This is a genomic window from Cytobacillus oceanisediminis, from assembly GCF_022811925.1.
In the GTDB taxonomy this organism is placed as follows: Bacteria; Bacillota; Bacilli; order Bacillales; family Cytobacillaceae; genus Cytobacillus; species Cytobacillus oceanisediminis_D.
The window spans coordinates 1,751,859-1,767,349 of sequence record NZ_CP065511.1; the positions used below are offsets into that span (position 1 = coordinate 1,751,859).

General features: G+C 40.4%; 18 protein-coding genes and 1 pseudogene. 11 read left to right on the top strand and 8 right to left on the bottom strand.

The genetic code is table 11. The annotated features are described in order from the left end of the window. Window positions 1-33: 33 nt before the first annotated feature. Together IRB79_RS09050 and IRB79_RS09055 are read left to right on the top strand one after the other, a co-directional pair. Window positions 34-1,017 (top strand): DUF294 nucleotidyltransferase-like domain-containing protein, encoded by a 984-nt coding sequence (locus tag IRB79_RS09050; RefSeq protein WP_243508165.1) that lies wholly within the window; start codon window positions 34-36, stop codon window positions 1,015-1,017. Next, the gene (locus IRB79_RS09055) at window positions 1,017-1,745 is read left to right on the top strand and encodes an exonuclease domain-containing protein (RefSeq protein ID WP_243508166.1); all 729 of its coding nucleotides are present in this window, start codon (window positions 1,017-1,019) and stop codon (window positions 1,743-1,745) included. The genes IRB79_RS09050 and IRB79_RS09055 overlap by 1 nt, the downstream gene beginning before the upstream one ends. Before the next feature lie 141 nt (window positions 1,746-1,886). On the opposite strand, the gene IRB79_RS09060 is transcribed toward IRB79_RS09055, so the two are convergent. Both IRB79_RS09060 and IRB79_RS09065 read right to left on the bottom strand, forming a co-directional pair. Further along, a complete protein-coding gene (locus IRB79_RS09060; protein ID WP_221877494.1) occupies window positions 1,887-2,219 on the bottom strand; it encodes a hypothetical protein in 333 nt (110 codons plus the stop codon). A gap of 156 nt (window positions 2,220-2,375) precedes the next feature. Beyond that, window positions 2,376-2,612: a helix-turn-helix domain-containing protein gene (locus tag IRB79_RS09065; protein ID WP_009331127.1), complete on the bottom strand. Its 237-nt coding sequence runs from the start codon at window positions 2,610-2,612 to the stop codon at window positions 2,376-2,378. Between the two features lie 194 nt (window positions 2,613-2,806). Here IRB79_RS09065 and IRB79_RS09070 point away from each other — a divergent pair, with 194 nt between their 5' ends. Further along, the gene (locus IRB79_RS09070) at window positions 2,807-3,370 is read left to right on the top strand and encodes an HAD hydrolase-like protein (RefSeq protein ID WP_243508167.1); all 564 of its coding nucleotides are present in this window, start codon (window positions 2,807-2,809) and stop codon (window positions 3,368-3,370) included. Between the two features lie 90 nt (window positions 3,371-3,460). Here IRB79_RS09070 and IRB79_RS09075 read toward each other — a convergent pair. From IRB79_RS09075 to IRB79_RS09090, 4 genes and pseudogenes are all read right to left on the bottom strand, one after another. After that, window positions 3,461-3,878, bottom strand: a pseudogene (locus tag IRB79_RS09075) (pyridoxamine 5'-phosphate oxidase family protein). Window positions 3,879-3,893: 15 nt separating this feature from the next. Further along, the gene (locus IRB79_RS09080) at window positions 3,894-4,160 is read right to left on the bottom strand and encodes a hypothetical protein (protein WP_243508168.1); all 267 of its coding nucleotides are present in this window, start codon (window positions 4,158-4,160) and stop codon (window positions 3,894-3,896) included. 15 nt (window positions 4,161-4,175) lie between these two features. Next, the gene (locus tag IRB79_RS09085) at window positions 4,176-4,298 is read right to left on the bottom strand and encodes a 3-methyladenine DNA glycosylase (protein ID WP_221877508.1); all 123 of its coding nucleotides are present in this window, start codon (window positions 4,296-4,298) and stop codon (window positions 4,176-4,178) included. A gap of 201 nt (window positions 4,299-4,499) precedes the next feature. Further along, a complete protein-coding gene (locus IRB79_RS09090; protein ID WP_243508169.1) occupies window positions 4,500-5,936 on the bottom strand; it encodes a carbon starvation CstA family protein in 1,437 nt (478 codons plus the stop codon). A gap of 239 nt (window positions 5,937-6,175) precedes the next feature. On the opposite strand from IRB79_RS09090, the gene IRB79_RS09095 reads away from it, so the two are divergent. Both IRB79_RS09095 and IRB79_RS09100 read left to right on the top strand, forming a co-directional pair. Next, window positions 6,176-6,916: a protein-glutamine gamma-glutamyltransferase gene (locus IRB79_RS09095; RefSeq protein WP_243508170.1), complete on the top strand. Its 741-nt coding sequence runs from the start codon at window positions 6,176-6,178 to the stop codon at window positions 6,914-6,916. Between the two features lie 224 nt (window positions 6,917-7,140). After that, window positions 7,141-8,604, top strand: coding sequence for a UDP-N-acetylmuramoyl-L-alanyl-D-glutamate--2,6-diaminopimelate ligase (locus IRB79_RS09100; protein WP_243508171.1), 1,464 nt, complete (start codon window positions 7,141-7,143; stop codon window positions 8,602-8,604). 40 nt (window positions 8,605-8,644) lie between these two features. On the opposite strand, the gene IRB79_RS09105 is transcribed toward IRB79_RS09100, so the two are convergent. Together IRB79_RS09105 and IRB79_RS09110 are read right to left on the bottom strand one after the other, a co-directional pair. Further along, entirely contained in the window at window positions 8,645-9,451 is an 807-nt protein-coding gene (locus IRB79_RS09105) for a glycerophosphodiester phosphodiesterase (protein WP_243508172.1), read from the bottom strand. A gap of 123 nt (window positions 9,452-9,574) precedes the next feature. Continuing rightward, the gene (locus tag IRB79_RS09110; protein WP_243508173.1) at window positions 9,575-9,877 is read right to left on the bottom strand and encodes a hypothetical protein; all 303 of its coding nucleotides are present in this window, start codon (window positions 9,875-9,877) and stop codon (window positions 9,575-9,577) included. Window positions 9,878-10,174: 297 nt separating this feature from the next. Between IRB79_RS09110 and IRB79_RS09115 the strand changes: the two genes are divergently transcribed. The 6 genes from IRB79_RS09115 (at window position 10,175) to abc-f (ending at window position 15,445) form a co-directional block, all read left to right on the top strand. After that, entirely contained in the window at window positions 10,175-10,696 is a 522-nt protein-coding gene (locus IRB79_RS09115; protein WP_243508174.1) for an NfeD family membrane protein, read from the top strand. Window positions 10,697-10,711: 15 nt separating this feature from the next. Then, window positions 10,712-12,268: a flotillin lipid rafts scaffold protein FloT gene (locus tag IRB79_RS09120; RefSeq protein WP_243508175.1), complete on the top strand. Its 1,557-nt coding sequence runs from the start codon at window positions 10,712-10,714 to the stop codon at window positions 12,266-12,268. Between the two features lie 175 nt (window positions 12,269-12,443). Further along, window positions 12,444-12,548 (top strand): YjcZ family sporulation protein, encoded by a 105-nt coding sequence (locus IRB79_RS09125; RefSeq protein ID WP_163142711.1) that lies wholly within the window; start codon window positions 12,444-12,446, stop codon window positions 12,546-12,548. Between the two features lie 45 nt (window positions 12,549-12,593). Then, window positions 12,594-12,716, top strand: a complete 123-nt coding sequence (locus IRB79_RS09130) for a YjcZ family sporulation protein (RefSeq protein ID WP_076256871.1) — start codon at window positions 12,594-12,596, stop codon at window positions 12,714-12,716. A 411-nt stretch (window positions 12,717-13,127) separates the two neighbouring features. Beyond that, window positions 13,128-13,328 carry a hypothetical protein gene (locus tag IRB79_RS09135; RefSeq protein ID WP_048009110.1) on the top strand — a complete coding sequence of 67 codons (201 nt, stop codon included), beginning with the start codon at window positions 13,128-13,130 and terminating at the stop codon, window positions 13,326-13,328. Window positions 13,329-13,666: 338 nt separating this feature from the next. Then, window positions 13,667-15,445 (top strand): ribosomal protection-like ABC-F family protein, encoded by a 1,779-nt coding sequence (gene abc-f / locus IRB79_RS09140; RefSeq protein WP_243508176.1) that lies wholly within the window; start codon window positions 13,667-13,669, stop codon window positions 15,443-15,445. Window positions 15,446-15,491: the final 46 nt, after the last annotated feature.

The following is a 15,491-nucleotide window of genomic DNA, read 5'->3' on the forward strand; positions in this document are numbered from 1 at the left end:
AAGATTCGAGCTTTCCTTAAAGGAAGTGCCTGGATGGAATTATCATTTAATTCTTATCAATCCCTGAAAAAGTGGAAAGAGGAACAGATAATAAAATATCGTTATGATGCCAGTGCTTTGAATGAATTTCACGACCTTATCATGAAAGCTGTTATTAGCATAGCTTTGGAGCGATTGAAAATAGTAAGATCACCTTCATGGAAGTTTGCCTGGTTTACAATGGGAAGCGGCGGGAGAAAGGAACAGGGCTTTCTGAGTGACCAGGATCATGGATTGGTGTTTGAAGAGGGAGCGGCTGAAGCAGAAGCGTATTTTTTGCAGCTGGGGGAGGAAATTTCAAAAGGTCTGCATGCAGTGGGATATCCATATTGCGAAGGGAATGTGATGTGTTCAAATCCGCTGTGGTGCAAGTCGCTTTCTAAATGGAAAAGGCAGATCCAAACATGGATGCAGGAGGAGAGTCTGCAGACGATAAGAAATCTCCACATTTTCTATGACAGCAGAGTTCTTGCAGGCCAGGAGGATTATATAGCCGAATTGAAGTCCTTAATCCACATGAACATTCAAAGAAGCCCCCATTTGCTGACCAGGATGATGGAGACCAGCATGCATATAAAAAAATCAGTTGGTCCATTTGGCCAGATTCTGACAGAGGAAAAGGGGAGCCATCAAGGAGAGCTGGATCTAAAATATTCCGCATTTATACCTTATGTAAATGCGGTTAGAATTCTTGCTGTCAAAGAAGGGTTATTGGAGACATCCACTATTGCCCGAATGAGTAAGCTCAAAGAAATGAATGGCTATGAGGAGGAAATGGGTAAATATAAAAGTAATTTTGCTGCTTTGTTAAAATGGAGACTTCAGTCATACAGGCAAACAGATACCTATGATGATACCCACTACATTCAGCTGAAATCCTTATCAAAATCTGAAAGAAATGAATTGAAGAATATTTTAAAGGATGGCAAAAAGCTTCATCAGTTTGTGATTCGGGCCATTGAAAAGGGTGCAGGTTAATGGGATTCCATCCTTTTGTCCAATTTGTCAGAGGTATTCAAGGAAAACTTCAAACTAATATGTTCGGTGGGATGAATGGTCAAAATCCGCAGCATATGGCTTTTATAAGGCAAATGCAGAGGGAACTGGAGAATACCGATTCAATGGCTATTCCATTCGGAAATTTGAATGTGGCTGTCTTTGATATTGAAACAACTGGATTTTATCCCGATAAAGGGGATCAGATTATATCGATTGGTGCGGTTAAAATTATTAAAGGGAAAGTCAGTGAAGACAGTTTTTATTCACTTGTCCGATTTGAAAAGCCTCTTTCAAACCAAATAAAGGAGCTGACAGGTTTATCTGAGGGTGATTTAGAAAAAGCTCCTCCCCTCTCGGAGGTATTGATTAGCTTCCTTGAATTTGTGAGGGATATGCCGCTTGTGGCCCATCATGCGAACCACGAGAAAAGCTTTATGCAGCACAGCTGCTGGAAGCTTTTCCGCACGCCATTCAAGTATAGAATATTAGATACCTCCTTCCTTTACAGGATAGCTGATCCTAATAAATCATTCTGGAGATTAGAAGACCTTTGTGAATTTTATAGCATCCCTGTTTATAACCGCCATCACGCCCTGGGGGATGCAAAGCTTACAGCTCTCTTATGGTGCCGCTTGATCGAAGAAGTTCATAAATTAGGATGCTCCAACTTAAAAGATGTTTACGAGCGCCTAGCAAGGTTTAGCTAAAAAAAAATGGCCAAACACTGTCCAGACAGAAATTACAAAGTTTGCGTATAAATCAAAAGATAAATTAAAGCCCCAATCACTATGAGATTGGGGCAAATTTGTTATTCCTAAGGCTCGCAGCACAAAGCACAAACTTCTCGCTTAGAATTCCCCGTCAAATGGAGTAAAAGGGATGTTGAGTCTATTCTCAACTGCTCTTAGCCTTTGGTTCAGCCGATTAAGCCTTCGTGTATGGCGGTCGACGGTCTGGTTCAGCATTCTAACCTGGTCAGTCAAATTTACCAGCTGTCTGTTAAGCCGGGTAATCTCTCTGGATTGCTCCTGATTTTGCCTTTCCAAAGCAGTAACCCTTCTTTCGAGCTGCTGGGGCTGTCTGTCAGAATCATATTGTTCGTACTGCTGATAATCATATTCAGGGGTGAAGTGGGCTGCTGGCTGAGGAAGATAACCTTGATAATAGCCATATGGGTACATTGGGCACTCTCCTTTTATGCAAAAATCCTATAACTCCTTATAATTTATGCATAAATGGGCTGAGAGGCACGGCAAATGCCTATTTTAATTGCCGGCTGCTAATTTGTGATCGGTATCATCTTAGAAGGGAAGGTCTTTAGACAGCCGCATCTGTCTTTACATGAAAGGGGGGACACCTTTGCTGATTTCTGAAACAAGGGAAGTGAGTGATTGCATCTGCTGGTCATCGAGGTCAAAAGCAATTTTAATCTTGTTTTCAAGATCAGCTGTTACTCTTCTCTTGCCTACCTCAACCAGAGCTATTAGAGAGAAGCTGCAGCTGACAACTCTTGCGAAATCACGCTGTGTCATGTTATAGCTTTTTCTGATTAGCTTAATAATTTCTTTGTTCATTCATATTCATCCTTTAAAAATTTACCCTATTTTATCAGGGTAAGATTTTTTAGTCTTATAGCTATTAAATTAGCATTGTGCTATAGGTTTGTCAAAGTAATTTAATTACAATGGAAAAGCAGTTTAATAGATTGGCTGCAGGTATAATTACTAAAATAAGGGGATAAAAAGGAATTAGAAGGGAGCATTGCCTGTTGAATATACTTTGGGATTTTGACGGCACTTTGTTTAATACATACCCAGCCTATACAGCGATTGTCAGGGAAGTAATGGGAGATGAAAAGATTTCAGACGAAGAGATCTTTTGGCAGTTAAAGGTTTCATTCAGCGATGCATTTGAACATTTCGGCTTGAATGACGAACAAATTAAAGCAATCAGGATGATGGCGAGACAGCTGCGGCCTAAAGATTTAACGCCTTTTCCTGAGGTTGAGCATGTATTAAAGCAGGCTGATAAGAATGTTATCATGACTCACAAGGAAAGAGATGATGTTCTATCTATATTAACCTTCCATAAATTGGATGGATACTTTACCGATATGGTAGCAGGAGACGACGGCTATCCCCGCAAGCCTCACACTGCTTCTTATGAATTTCTGCATGGGAAGCATAAGGTTGATTTAGCAATAGGAGACAGGGAAATAGACATTCTGCCGGCAAGGGAACTTGGCATAAGGACCTGCCTCTTTCAGAATAATACTCCAGGAGCAGATTACTATTTGAGTCACTACAAGGATTTTAATAAGATAATTAAATAAATCCTTCATAGAAAATACGCTGCTGGCTAAGATTATGAGAGCATAAAATAAAAGACGCCTGACACTTTATTCGTTGCCAGGCGTCTTGGTTTATAAATCAAGTGTTCTTGGTGAATTTTCCTTTGTATTCATCAGCGTTATTTTATCCGGCTTAATTTCAAGAACAATTAAATTGGAATCGTTCGGACCATCGAACCAAGGTTCCATATTCTTATTCCATAGTTTTTCTTTTAAATCAACCGAATCATTAATAGAAGCTGTTCCTTCAATTTCTACATAGGGATCACCAAACCCTTCACCTTCATATCCTACTAAAACATGTTGGGTTGGCTTTAATTTCATCTGCTTTATCTGTCTGAATGCTGGTGGGTGTAAACAAAGTAAGATTATCGTTAAAGAATGTCATGTAGCGGGAATAGGGTTTGTTGTTTCTTATGGTAGAAAGGGTGCCTATTTTGCTGTTTTTCAGTACATTTATGATTTTTTCCTTTAGGTTATTTTGACTCATTGTATCCTGCTTTTCTTATGTCCTTGTTCCATCGTCATATTTATCGCCAAACAGCTTCTTCTTTTTTATCGTTTCAAAGTCCACTTTGTACTTTTCCTCTGTAGAAGAACTGCTCTTTATCTTTGAGCCGTTTTTTTCTTCTTTTTTTTCTTGTTTTAAGTCTTCCACTGGAATAGGATCTACATTCTTCTCACTTTCATACTTGTCAAATAAACTTTCTTTTTCGGTTTTATATTGCTCGGGGTTATCCATCTTTCCGTTCTGAATGTTTTTGTCAGCCATTTTTAGACATCCTCCTTAATTCCGCTTCTCTTCCTGAGGTTTTTCCGGCTCTCTTTGGGGCTCGATATCTTTGTTGTTTTCTTTCTTTTTTTCTTGTTCTATAGAATTATTTTTGTCTGATTTGTATTTATCTGACATTGTAAAAAACCTCCTTTAACCGTTAGTGTTCATTACCCGCTTCATGAAAAGTAAAACGTAACCGGACAGATATCCAGAGCGCAGGGCAACCGAATAGAAAGACAGACAACAACTAAATCTAAAATAGGGGATTGTGGCCTGAATGATATCAGCCAATAAAAAAATGCACCTTCACTTTGTGAGCGAGGTGCATTTTTACAGTTAAGCCGCTGTTAAGCTGGTACTATTTTTGCCTAGCTGTCTATGTTTTATTATCTGGTAAACATACCACACTGCAATAGCAAGCGTAATGACTGAACCGATGATCATCGATAATTGATAATCCATCCGAAAGCCTTCAGGCGCATAAAAAATATACGTAGATACTACACCTGTCATAAACAATGCAGGCACACCGCAAATCCAGTGAAATTTCTTATTTTTCAAGAGATACATCGTGGCGGTCCAAAGCATGACTGCAGCCGTAACCTGATTTGTCCACCCGACATATCTCCATAAGAAAGAGTAGTCGATTGTAGCAAGGTATAAAGTTGGAAGAGCCACTGGCAAAGTGGTGATGACAACCTTCCATCTGCCATTCATTTTCATAAAAGATGACAGTGATTCAGCCAGCATCATTCTTGAAGAGCGAAGAGCTGTATCACCGGTTGTAATCGGGAGAATAATAACTCCTAAAATAGCAAGTATCCCTCCGAATGTACCAAGGAGGCTGCTCGAAATTTCATTAACGACTCCAGCTGGGCCTCCAGCTGCTAATGCTTCCTGAAGACCTCCTGTTCCGCCGAAAAAGGTCATGCCCGCTGCAGCCCAGATTAAAGCGATTATCCCTTCTCCAATCATTGCTCCATAGAAAACCTTTCTTCCATCGCTTTCCTTTTTCAATGTGCGTGAGACAATCGGACTTTGTGTTGAATGAAAACCAGAAATGGCACCGCAGGAAATGGTGACCATCAGTAAAGGCCAGATAGGAAGGTCTCCGGGATGAAAGTTAGAAAGCGTTACATTCGGTATGGATTTTTCGCTGAAAAGCAAAGCGACTGCAATGGATACAGCCATAAAAATTAAAATAGCTCCAAGAAAAGGATAAATTTTTCCGATAATCCGGTTTACAGGCAACACAGCTGCCAGGATAAAGTAAGCAAAAATAATGATCAATGAAGCCATAAAACTTAATGGTGTGATGCTGGAAATAAGCTGTGCCGGGCCAGCTGTAAATGCAGCGGCAACCAGTACCATTAAGAGGATAGAAAAAATATTAATGGCCGTTTTGGCTGGTTTTCCTAAATATCTGCCAACAATACTGGGAAATTGTTCGCCTTTATGCCTCAGAGAGAGCATCCCTGAAAAATAATCATGAACGGCGCCGGCAAAAATTGAACCGGCCACTATCCAGATAAAAGCAACTGGTCCATATAAAGCCCCCATGATAGCACCGAAAATCGGACCCAGTCCTGCAATATTTAATAATTGGATCAAGCTGCCTTTCCACCAGCTCATTGGAACATAGTCCATTCCGTCATTTTCTGTGTAAGCCGGTGTTGGACTGCTGTCATTTATACCAAAGATTCGCTCTACTACTTTGGAATAAATGGCGTATCCTGCCACCAGCAAAACAATCGATCCTAAAAAAGTCACCATGTAACAAGCCTCCTGTTGCGAATGAATTATTTGATAAAGTCTGAAACTTATGAATATGTGGAATATTGTACAAGCAAAATGGAAGGAAAAGCAAGACTATTTCAGAAAAAAAGATATTTTCCGATAATAAATAACGCTTACATTTTTTAGAGAGTAAAAAAGAGAAGAAAAATTATGAAGGAACCCTCCTGCAAAACAAACCATAAGCTACTATAAGTTCATTTGAAGGGGGGAAGACAATGATTATCCTTTCGAATAATCAAAATAAGCCTGGGGCTTCCAGCTTTTTTGGTGTTCAGCGTGAAATTTATCAGGCCCTGGAGAGCAGTCCGGAGAAGCATCAATATGATTCAATGCATGAACTGCTGTTTGATATCCTTCTAAGGGAGAATATCATCAAAGCAGCCAGGCAGCTTTATGCGAGCCGAGTTGAATTTGCACCCTTTAACACATCACGTTTCAATCCGCGCATATGGAGAAGGACAAGATATGGGTACCTGCTCGATCCATCCGTTTTACCGTCAGATGCGATTATGGATGTGTTTACGAACAGCTGGGAATATGCTTTTGAATGTACAACAGCCATTGTGCTGATTTTTTATAAAGCTGTCTTGGACTCCATCTCTGTCAGCCGCTTCAATACACTATTTCAGGGGCTTCTTGTATGGGACTGGAATTATGATTATGATCTATCGATTGTTACAAAACGAGGCAGGAATTTCATACCTGGTGATGTGGTGTATTTTTATAATCCTGATTATGATCATCCAGTTTGGACAGGTGAGAATTCCGTTTATTTGGGCGGGGGTATGTTCTTTGGGCATGGGGTTGGCATGGAAAGCGAAGCAGGGATGATAAGAGCCCTTAATACGTTAAGAAAACCAGGTGCTACAAGGGATGCTTATCTTATTTCACAGCACAGCCGGTTGAATGTGAAGTATTTATCCCAGTTTGCAAAGCGGCCATTGTCTATAGCCTAAAACGCAAGTAAGCTGGCATTTCAATAGGGTGAATCGCTTATTTTTCAGAAGCCATTCACCCAAATTTATCCTCAATTCTAGTATATTAAGACGATTTTCCCGATCCCCTGTTATTTGTGTCCTTTAGAGGGCATATTTCCTGAAAATGTGGGAAAACAAAAGATAATGAATATAGACATATACACCAAATTACTTGATGTTTAAACATTAAAGGAGACAGAAATATGAAATTATCCCAGGTTATTAATTGCCTAAAGGATAGCGGGGAGATGGATGTATTTACAAACGATCCTGAAATTACAGGGGTTGAAATGGATTCACGCAAAGTGGGGAAAGGAAGCCTTTTTGTTGCGATTAAAGGCTTTCAGGCAGATGGCCATCATTTTATAGGACAAGCTGTTGAAAATGGGGCGGCTGCCGTGGTGGGTGAAGAATCCCTTGAATTGAATGTGCCTTATATAAAAGTAACGGACAGCAGAACCAGTTTGGGGAAACTGGCAAGCTGTTTTTATGATCGTCCATCAAGGAAACATAAAATAATTGGCATAACAGGAACTAATGGGAAAACGACCACTGCCTATATATTAAAGCATATTTTGGAGACTGCAGGCAGGACATGCTCCCTCATGGGAACTGTATCCAACATTATTAATAACAAGGAATATAAGACCAGCAACACTACACCAGATGCTTTACAGATCCAAAAAATGCTGAGTAAAAGCCTTGATGAGTTTGTCGTTATGGAAATTTCTTCTCATGCGCTGGAACAATCCAGAACAGAAGGTCTGGAATTAGACTACGGACTATTTACTAATCTGGCTCATGACCATCTTGATTATCATGAAAATATGGATCAGTATTTTTATGATAAAAAGAAAATCTTCACCTTATTAAAAGACGGCGGTAAAGGAGTCGTAAATCTCTATAATTCATGGGGTGAAAAAATGGCAGAGGATCTGCAAAAAGAAAATCTTCCTTTGATTATGCTTGGTGATGAAAAGTGCTGTTCTATAAAAGACGTTGCTATTAATGGGAGAACAGTATTTATTTTGGAGATGAAAGGTCAGTCTTTTGAAATTGAATTTCCTCTTCCTGGACACCATAATGTTTATAATGCAGCAATGGCTTTTTTGACAGGCGTTGATCTGGGGATAGACCCTGCAGATATAATTAAGTCCCTGGCTGCATTCCCGGGCATACCGGGCCGTTTTGAAACTATTCTCCATCCTGCAGGAGCTAAATTCGTTGTGGATTATGCCCATACAGTGGATGCGTTTGAATATTGTCTGGAAGCAGCGAGAGAACAGGGAGCGGAAAGAATCTTTCAAATCTATGGATTTCGCGGCGGAAGAGATCAATCTAAACGTATGGACATGATTAAGGCATCAGCAAAATACTGCCATAAATTTTATTTGACAGCTGATGATTTAAACGATGAATCTGAGGATGAGATGATTAGCCAATTGCATAGGCTGAATAAAGAATTTGGATGCGGAAAGGGTGAAGTGATTCCCGACCGTACTTTGGCTATCAAGAAAGCATGGCGGGAAGCCGGGGAGAATGACTGGATTTTTATTACCGGGAAGGGGCCTGAAGCTTATCAAAAGCCATTTGCTCTTCCGGCTGAAAGTGATTCGGAAACCCTAAAGCTGCTGCTGGAATCTGGAAGAAAACAGGCGGTGCTATAACAAAAAGGATGCAGACCATTATTGGTCTGCATCCTTTTTGTTATTCAATAAGATCTAAATAATCGGCAACAATCCCATCCAGCGGATAATGCTTCAATTTTTCTGCTTCTTTCCTGGAACGTACAGTCCAGGCTATTGCTTTCATGCCATTCGAATGAATCAGATCGATCACGAGTTTATTAACCACAGTCCATTTAGGGTTCAGGTAACTGGCATATTCGGCAATATTTTTAATCTCAATTTTGTCAGGCGGATAGTTAATTAAGATGGCGACAGGGATTTCCGGCAGCAGTTCATGGAATCTTTTCATTGATTCGGTTTCGAATGACTGAACAATAATATGGTCGTCCCCTTTTGTGTGAAAATTTCTTTTCTTTAGTTCCTCTGCGATCATCTTTTCAATGCCAGGGTATAGGGCTGGTTTTTTTAATTCAATTAAAAGCCCGACACGATCTGCATATTTGTCTAAAACCTCTTCAAATGAAGGGATGCAGGCACCGCGGAATTTTTGGGAAAACCAGCTTCCGGCATCCATCTTTCTAAGCTCATCAAAGGTAAAATCGGACACCTTGCCTTTATGGTCAGTTGTGCGGTCGACAAGTGAATCGTGAATCACGACAATCTTTCCATCCTTGCTTAATTGGACATCAATTTCCAGATAATCTGCTCCCATTTCGATCGCACGGTCATAGGAAGGGAATGTATTTTCAGGACAGTATCCGGCTGCTCCCCGATGTCCGATTCTTTTCATTTTGTGAGTGGTGCTTGTCATTTTTTTTATGCCGAAAAATGAAATAACTGTAGCTAAAGCTGTAAAAAAAACATTTTTCATTACCTTCAAAGTCATTTCTCCTCGCCATTTTTTGCTCATCTTAAAGGATTTGAAAACATTTTGTCAACTGCAGAGGACTTCTTCAAAATAAATATAACTCTGCCCCCGGGATGAGGAGCAGAGTTATTTTATCTCTGTTTATTCCCATTCTTCATAAACAATAGTACCGCCAGTCAAATCCAGAGTATTCCTTTCTCCCTTATAAAAAAGTTTTCCTTCTTCCTTAACAACCAGGTTCTCGTATGTAAATACACTCTTTCCGGAAGGAAGCTGGATAATAATTTTCTCACCTAGTTCTTTTTTGGGGGCTTCTATAGTAATGAGGCTTTGTGAATAAAAATATAATGCTGTAAAGACAGCAGCAAAACAGCCCAATAGGACAATTGACATCAGCATAAATTTGCTCTTTGGCTTCTCCATGTGCAATTCAGATCTTGTCATGTTTCCTATCCCTCCGCTAACTAGATATATTCGTCTATTCCACCAATTTTCGGCATTTAATCCCCATTGGCGATTTTTAATCCCAAAATAAGGTATGCAGAAATAGTGATAAAAATGACAAAAATGGGCTGAAAGTTAGACAAGCTGAACAGATAGAAGTATTAATTTGGAAAAAAGCTGCGAAAAATGAAACAATTATAGGTTTTTGTCCGTATATAAATTAATCCGTTAAGAGAAAAAGGAAAGGAGGCACGGGATACAACAGCTGGACAATAAAAAATGGATAGGGTGCATGTTATGGAACTATTTGGTTTTCCTATTCAGACAATTTATCTCAGCACACTTATTTTTTCGGGCATCTTAATTATTTTGTATATGTTTTTTGGAGATATTGCTGACGGAATTGGGGAGGGAAGCTTTCTAAATCCTGTACTGATTCTTGCATTTATCACTTTTCTTTCCGCTGCAGGCTATATCTTTGAAATGACAACCTCTCTTAATAGCGTGGTTATTCTCTTGATAGGAGCTGGAATTGCAGCACTGCTGGATATACTGCTGAATATCTTTGTTCTTATACCATTATCATCTGCTGAAGAATCTCTCGTTTACACTGATGACTCCCTAAGGGGAAGAGTAGGTACTGTATTAATTCCTATACCGGAGAATGGTTTCGGTGAGGTTTTGATTGAAAATATAAGCGGGAGAATTTCCAAGCCTGCTCTAAGCTATGAAAATACGTTCATAGCAGAAGGCTGCAATGTGCTGATCGTTGAAGTCGAAAATGGAGTTATTGAAGTTATCGATTATAAAGAATTATAGACAGGGGGACATAAAATGCTAATGATTTGGGTGGTAATTGGAATTGCCGCATTTTTGCTGATTGCGCTTCTTGGTGTGTTCGTTACAAAATATCGGACTGCTGGGCCGGATGAAGCCTTAATCGTAACAGGCAGTTATTTGGGCAATAAAAATGTCCATGTAGATGAATCAGGAAATAAGATAAAAATAATCAGAGGCGGAGGAACATTCGTACTGCCGGTCTTTCAGCAGGCAGAGCCATTGAGTCTTCTTTCAAGCAAACTGGAGGTTACCACTCCGGAAGTATATACAGAACAGGGAGTTCCTGTCATGGCAGACGGTACTGCAATCATAAAAATCGGCGGGAGTATTGGAGAAATTGCTACTGCTGCAGAACAATTCCTTGGAAAGTCAAAGGAAGATCGTGAAAATGAAGCGAAAGAAGTTCTTGAGGGGCATTTACGATCAATTCTGGGTTCTATGACGGTCGAAGAAATATACAAAAATAGGGATAAATTCTCTCAGGAGGTTCAAAGGGTTGCTTCACAGGATCTGGCTAAGATGGGCCTGATCATCGTTTCTTTTACAATCAAAGATGTCCGCGACAAAAATGGCTATCTGGATTCACTGGGAAGGCCAAGAATTGCCCAGGTTAAACGGGATGCGGATATTGCCACAGCTGAAGCTGAGAAGGAAACCCGGATTAAACGGGCGGAAGCAGCCAAGGATGCCCAAAAGGCAGAACTTGAAAGAGCGACTGAAATAGCAGAAGCTGAGAAAGAAAATCAAATGAAAATGGCTGACTACAGAAGGGAACAGGATATAGCCAAAGCCCGGGCTGACCAGGCATATGACCTCGAGACAGCCAGAGCAAAGCAAGAAGTTACGGAGCATGAAATGCAGATCAGGATCATTGAACGCCAAAAGCAAATTGAGCTTGAAGAAAAAGAAATCTTAAGAAGAGAACGCCAATATGATTCTGAAGTGAAAAAGAAAGCTGATGCAGACAGGTACGCTGTTGAGCAGGCAGCAGAGGCTGAAAAGAAAAAGCAAATTGCCGAAGCGGATGCAAACCAATATCGGATTGAATCACAGGCACGTGCAGAAGCTGAAAGAGTAAGGGCAGATGGGATGGCGAAGGCTGATTCACAGCGCGCTCAAGGTGAATCTGAAGCCGAAATCATCCGCCTCAAAGGTCTGGCGGAAGCGGAGGCAAAGAGGAAAATTGCCGAGGCGTTTGAACAGTATGGCCAGGCGGCCATGATGGATATGGTCATTAATATGCTTCCAGAATATGCGAAACAGCTTGCAAGCCCATTATCGAATATTGATAAGATTACAGTGGTTGATACAGGAAGTGACAGCAATAATGGCGGGGCCAATAAAGTAACCGGGTATGCCACCAACCTGATGTCTACGATGCAGGAAAGCCTGAAAGCTTCGTCTGGCATAGACGTGAAGGAGCTTCTCCAAAATTTTTCAGGCAAAGGAAACGTCCGGCAAAGCCTGGAACAGCTTACCGAGGAAATTAAAGAAAAAGAACCCGTCCAATCCTCTATAGGAATCCAATCCGCTCAAGCTCATAAAAAATAATGAATTTGCCTATTTTTCTCTAGGAATATTGCCTGGAATCCTGTTATATCAACAAAAATCAGAAGCCTTCACACGGAAGGCTTCTTTTTTGCGATGAAAACTGTGTATTCGTCTATCGCACAAATTGGGTGAATTGAATAGGATATATTGAATCAAACAAAGGAGGTAATTGACTATGTCAGACGGATTCGGACACGGCGGCGGTTTCGCCCTTTTAGTTGTATTGTTTATTTTACTGATTATTATCGGTGCTTCTTGGGGTTACGGTGGATTCTACTAATAAAACATGGAGACAGAGTTTATTAGTAAGGGAGGGGATTCTATAATGTACGGCTACGGATATGGCGGCTGTGGATACGGTGGAGCCGGATACGGCGGCGGTTTTGCGCTAATCGTTGTTCTGTTCATCCTGTTGATCATCGTAGGTGCTTCTTGCTTTAAGTGGTAATATATTAAAAGAAAAGCAGGGGCAACCTGCTTTTCTTTTGTATGCATACATACATTTGGATGTGAGTGCCTAAAACCCCGGTCCATTCCGCGCAGAACAGAAGAACATCCGCGCGTAAAGAATCTGTCTCCGCGTAGAAAGGCGAGAAAAATACGCACAAAATGACGAATACCGCGTACTCAGGCACGTTACGCGCGAAAAGGAATAATATCCACGCGAAAAGAGTCTGTTTCCGCACAAAAATACAAAAAAGCGCGCGCAAAAGGATATACACCGCGCAAAACAGACAAATATCCGCGCCTAAAAATCCGCCTTCGCGCACAAGACCAGAAATCAGCACGCAAACTCGTGTTTCCTAATAAGCCAAATGGGGAAAAGAAGCAGCATAAACGAAATTGGGAGGTTTGCAAAATGGATGAACTTAAAACACAGGATCGGGAAAATACGATGAGGGAAATTTACTCCATATTGGAGGGCGGACTTCAGCGGGAAATGCATAAAGGCGAGTACAAGCTTGTTTCAGAATGGGTAAGCGGTTTTAATTTGGAGGAAAGAGCTACGATATTAAATATGCTTAAGGAGCTTACCAACAAGCATATCCGAATTGATTAATGAAAAGCAGGCAGATGCCTGCATTCAAGCTGCCGAACATTAGCCTATTGACAATTAAAGCCAGAAGCTTATATACTACAATCAAATAGTTTGAAAGGATGATTAAGGGGCATGAAGTTATAATCTTATTTTTTCTGGTATCTTTTTTATATTTAAAAAGTTTAACCCGGAGAACATAGGATTTAGTGTGCCTTTTTTAAATCATCCCTTATCGGAACTGACATCTTTTATATTTGTCTGTAAGCGGATCAAATTTTATTTAGGCGCGCGTTTTTTATGTATTTGCACTATTTCTAATGATGAGTGCACATCCTCTCCGGGTATGGGGAGGTTTTTTTATGTGTGCAAATAAACGTATACTCAACAATCAGAACAATAATAAACTGCCGATTCTCAAGGCCAGGGATCTTCAAAAGTCATTCGGTGATAAAGCGGTGTTTTCTAATTTGGACTTCGATATTTATCAGCAGGACAGCATCGGCCTTGTTGGCTTAAATGGCACAGGTAAAACTACATTGGCCAGTATTTTGTTCGGCAGTATTCAAGCGGATAAAGGCACTATCGAGCGGATGAAGGTGCCATGCAGAATTGGCTATCTGCATCAATCAGCAGATTATTCTGTCAGTGAAATTCATAATTTTAACCAATCTCCCGATGAAGAGATTCTTCAGCGGGCAAGCAAACTAGGCCTTTCAAAACTCCATGAATGGAAGCCGGATAGACTTGATTCTTTGAGCGGCGGCGAAAGACTGAAGCTTGCTTTAGCTAAGGTCTGGTCATCAAAACCGGATATGCTGATTTTGGATGAACCTACTAATCATTTGGACTTACAGGGCATCGAATGGCTTATTAGCGAAATCAGCAATTTCAGCGGCCCGGTCCTGATTATTTCCCATGACCGTCATTTCCTTGATCAGGCTGTCAGAAAAATTTTTGAACTGCAGGAAGGCATCCTCACCATTTATCAGGGGAATTACACAGCCTACCGGGAGCAAAAACAGAAAAACTTTGATGATCAGCTTCATCAATTTAATGTTCAGCAGAAAGAGATCGAACGCATTGAAAATCAGATGTCTAATTTAAAAAAATGGTCTGAAAAAGCTCACAGGGAATCAACTAAAGGCGGAAGTCCTTCTGAGAATAGGCAGATGGGCTTCAAAGAATATCACAGAGTGAAAGCCAAAAAGATGGATCAGCAGATTAAGTCAAAAATGAAAAGGCTTCAGCAGGAGCTGGATAAAAATAAAGTTGAGAAGCCGGAAGAAGAGGCGAAAGTACATTTTCAATTTGATTCGTCAGGCAAAAGAGGGAAGAGAATCATTGAAGCTAAAAACCTCTCAAAAAGCTTTGGCGATCGGACTCTTTTCGAGGGTAGCCAATTTTATATCAAGCATGGTGAAAAAATAGGGATTCTTGGAGCAAACGGGGCAGGCAAGTCTACTTTTATCCGTATGCTTTTGGATGAAGTACCACCTACTGATGGAGAACTTTGGGTCAGCAGTACTTTAAAGATTGCTTATTTAAACCAGGATGTCAATGATTTGCCCTTAACAAAAAATGCCGTAGAGGCACTTGATCTCACCGATCGGGAGCTGATTTTCAAGGCAAGGACCCTGTTAGCGAATTTGGGGATGAAGGAACAGAAGTTAAATCAGCCGATTGAACAGCTTAGCATGGGGGAGCGAATTAGGGTCAAACTTACAGACATGCTTTTAAAGGAATATGACGTGCTTATACTAGATGAACCGACGAATCATTTGGATTTGCCGAGCAGGGAACAATTTGAAAAAACGCTCAATGAATTTTCAGGGACGCTCATCATTATTTCTCATGATTTATACTTTTTGGAGAAGTTAAGCTCAAGATTACTTGTATTTGAAGAAAATAAAATTACCAGATTTGAAATGGACCTGAAGGAATATCAGATGAAATCCAGAACTTCCAAGCAGGAAAAAGATCATGACTCCACGAAAGAGCAAATTATGGTTATTGATAACCGCATCAGTGCGATACTGGGAGAACTCAGTCTGCTTGTTCCGGGTGACGGCAAATATGCGGAATTGGATAAAGAGTTTAATGGCTTAATATCTAAAAAAAGAAATTTATTAAATCAATAAGTGCAAAAAGGCGGGCCCTAATAATAATGGGCCTGCCTTTTCATCT

Excerpts from the sequence above, each read along its gene's own strand:
- IRB79_RS09050 (WP_243508165.1), top strand. The coding sequence starts at position 34 with ATGGAATTATCATTTAATTCTTATCAATCCCTGAAAAAGTGGAAAGAG.
- IRB79_RS09055 (WP_243508166.1), top strand. The coding sequence starts at position 1,017 with ATGGGATTCCATCCTTTTGTCCAATTTGTCAGAGGTATTCAAGGAAAA.
- IRB79_RS09060 (WP_221877494.1), bottom strand. The coding sequence starts at position 2,219 with ATGTACCCATATGGCTATTATCAAGGTTATCTTCCTCAGCCAGCAGCC.
- IRB79_RS09065 (WP_009331127.1), bottom strand. The coding sequence starts at position 2,612 with ATGAACAAAGAAATTATTAAGCTAATCAGAAAAAGCTATAACATGACA.
- IRB79_RS09080 (WP_243508168.1), bottom strand. The coding sequence starts at position 4,160 with ATGGCTGACAAAAACATTCAGAACGGAAAGATGGATAACCCCGAGCAA.
- IRB79_RS09085 (WP_221877508.1), bottom strand. The coding sequence starts at position 4,298 with ATGTCAGATAAATACAAATCAGACAAAAATAATTCTATAGAACAAGAA.
- IRB79_RS09090 (WP_243508169.1), bottom strand. The coding sequence starts at position 5,936 with ATGGTGACTTTTTTAGGATCGATTGTTTTGCTGGTGGCAGGATACGCC.
- IRB79_RS09095 (WP_243508170.1), top strand. The coding sequence starts at position 6,176 with ATGATTATCCTTTCGAATAATCAAAATAAGCCTGGGGCTTCCAGCTTT.
- IRB79_RS09100 (WP_243508171.1), top strand. The coding sequence starts at position 7,141 with ATGAAATTATCCCAGGTTATTAATTGCCTAAAGGATAGCGGGGAGATG.
- IRB79_RS09105 (WP_243508172.1), bottom strand. The coding sequence starts at position 9,451 with ATGACTTTGAAGGTAATGAAAAATGTTTTTTTTACAGCTTTAGCTACA.
- IRB79_RS09110 (WP_243508173.1), bottom strand. The coding sequence starts at position 9,877 with ATGACAAGATCTGAATTGCACATGGAGAAGCCAAAGAGCAAATTTATG.
- IRB79_RS09115 (WP_243508174.1), top strand. The coding sequence starts at position 10,175 with ATGGAACTATTTGGTTTTCCTATTCAGACAATTTATCTCAGCACACTT.
- IRB79_RS09120 (WP_243508175.1), top strand. The coding sequence starts at position 10,712 with ATGCTAATGATTTGGGTGGTAATTGGAATTGCCGCATTTTTGCTGATT.
- IRB79_RS09125 (WP_163142711.1), top strand. The coding sequence starts at position 12,444 with ATGTCAGACGGATTCGGACACGGCGGCGGTTTCGCCCTTTTAGTTGTA.
- IRB79_RS09130 (WP_076256871.1), top strand. The coding sequence starts at position 12,594 with ATGTACGGCTACGGATATGGCGGCTGTGGATACGGTGGAGCCGGATAC.
- IRB79_RS09135 (WP_048009110.1), top strand. The coding sequence starts at position 13,128 with ATGGATGAACTTAAAACACAGGATCGGGAAAATACGATGAGGGAAATT.
- abc-f (WP_243508176.1), top strand. The coding sequence starts at position 13,667 with ATGTGTGCAAATAAACGTATACTCAACAATCAGAACAATAATAAACTG.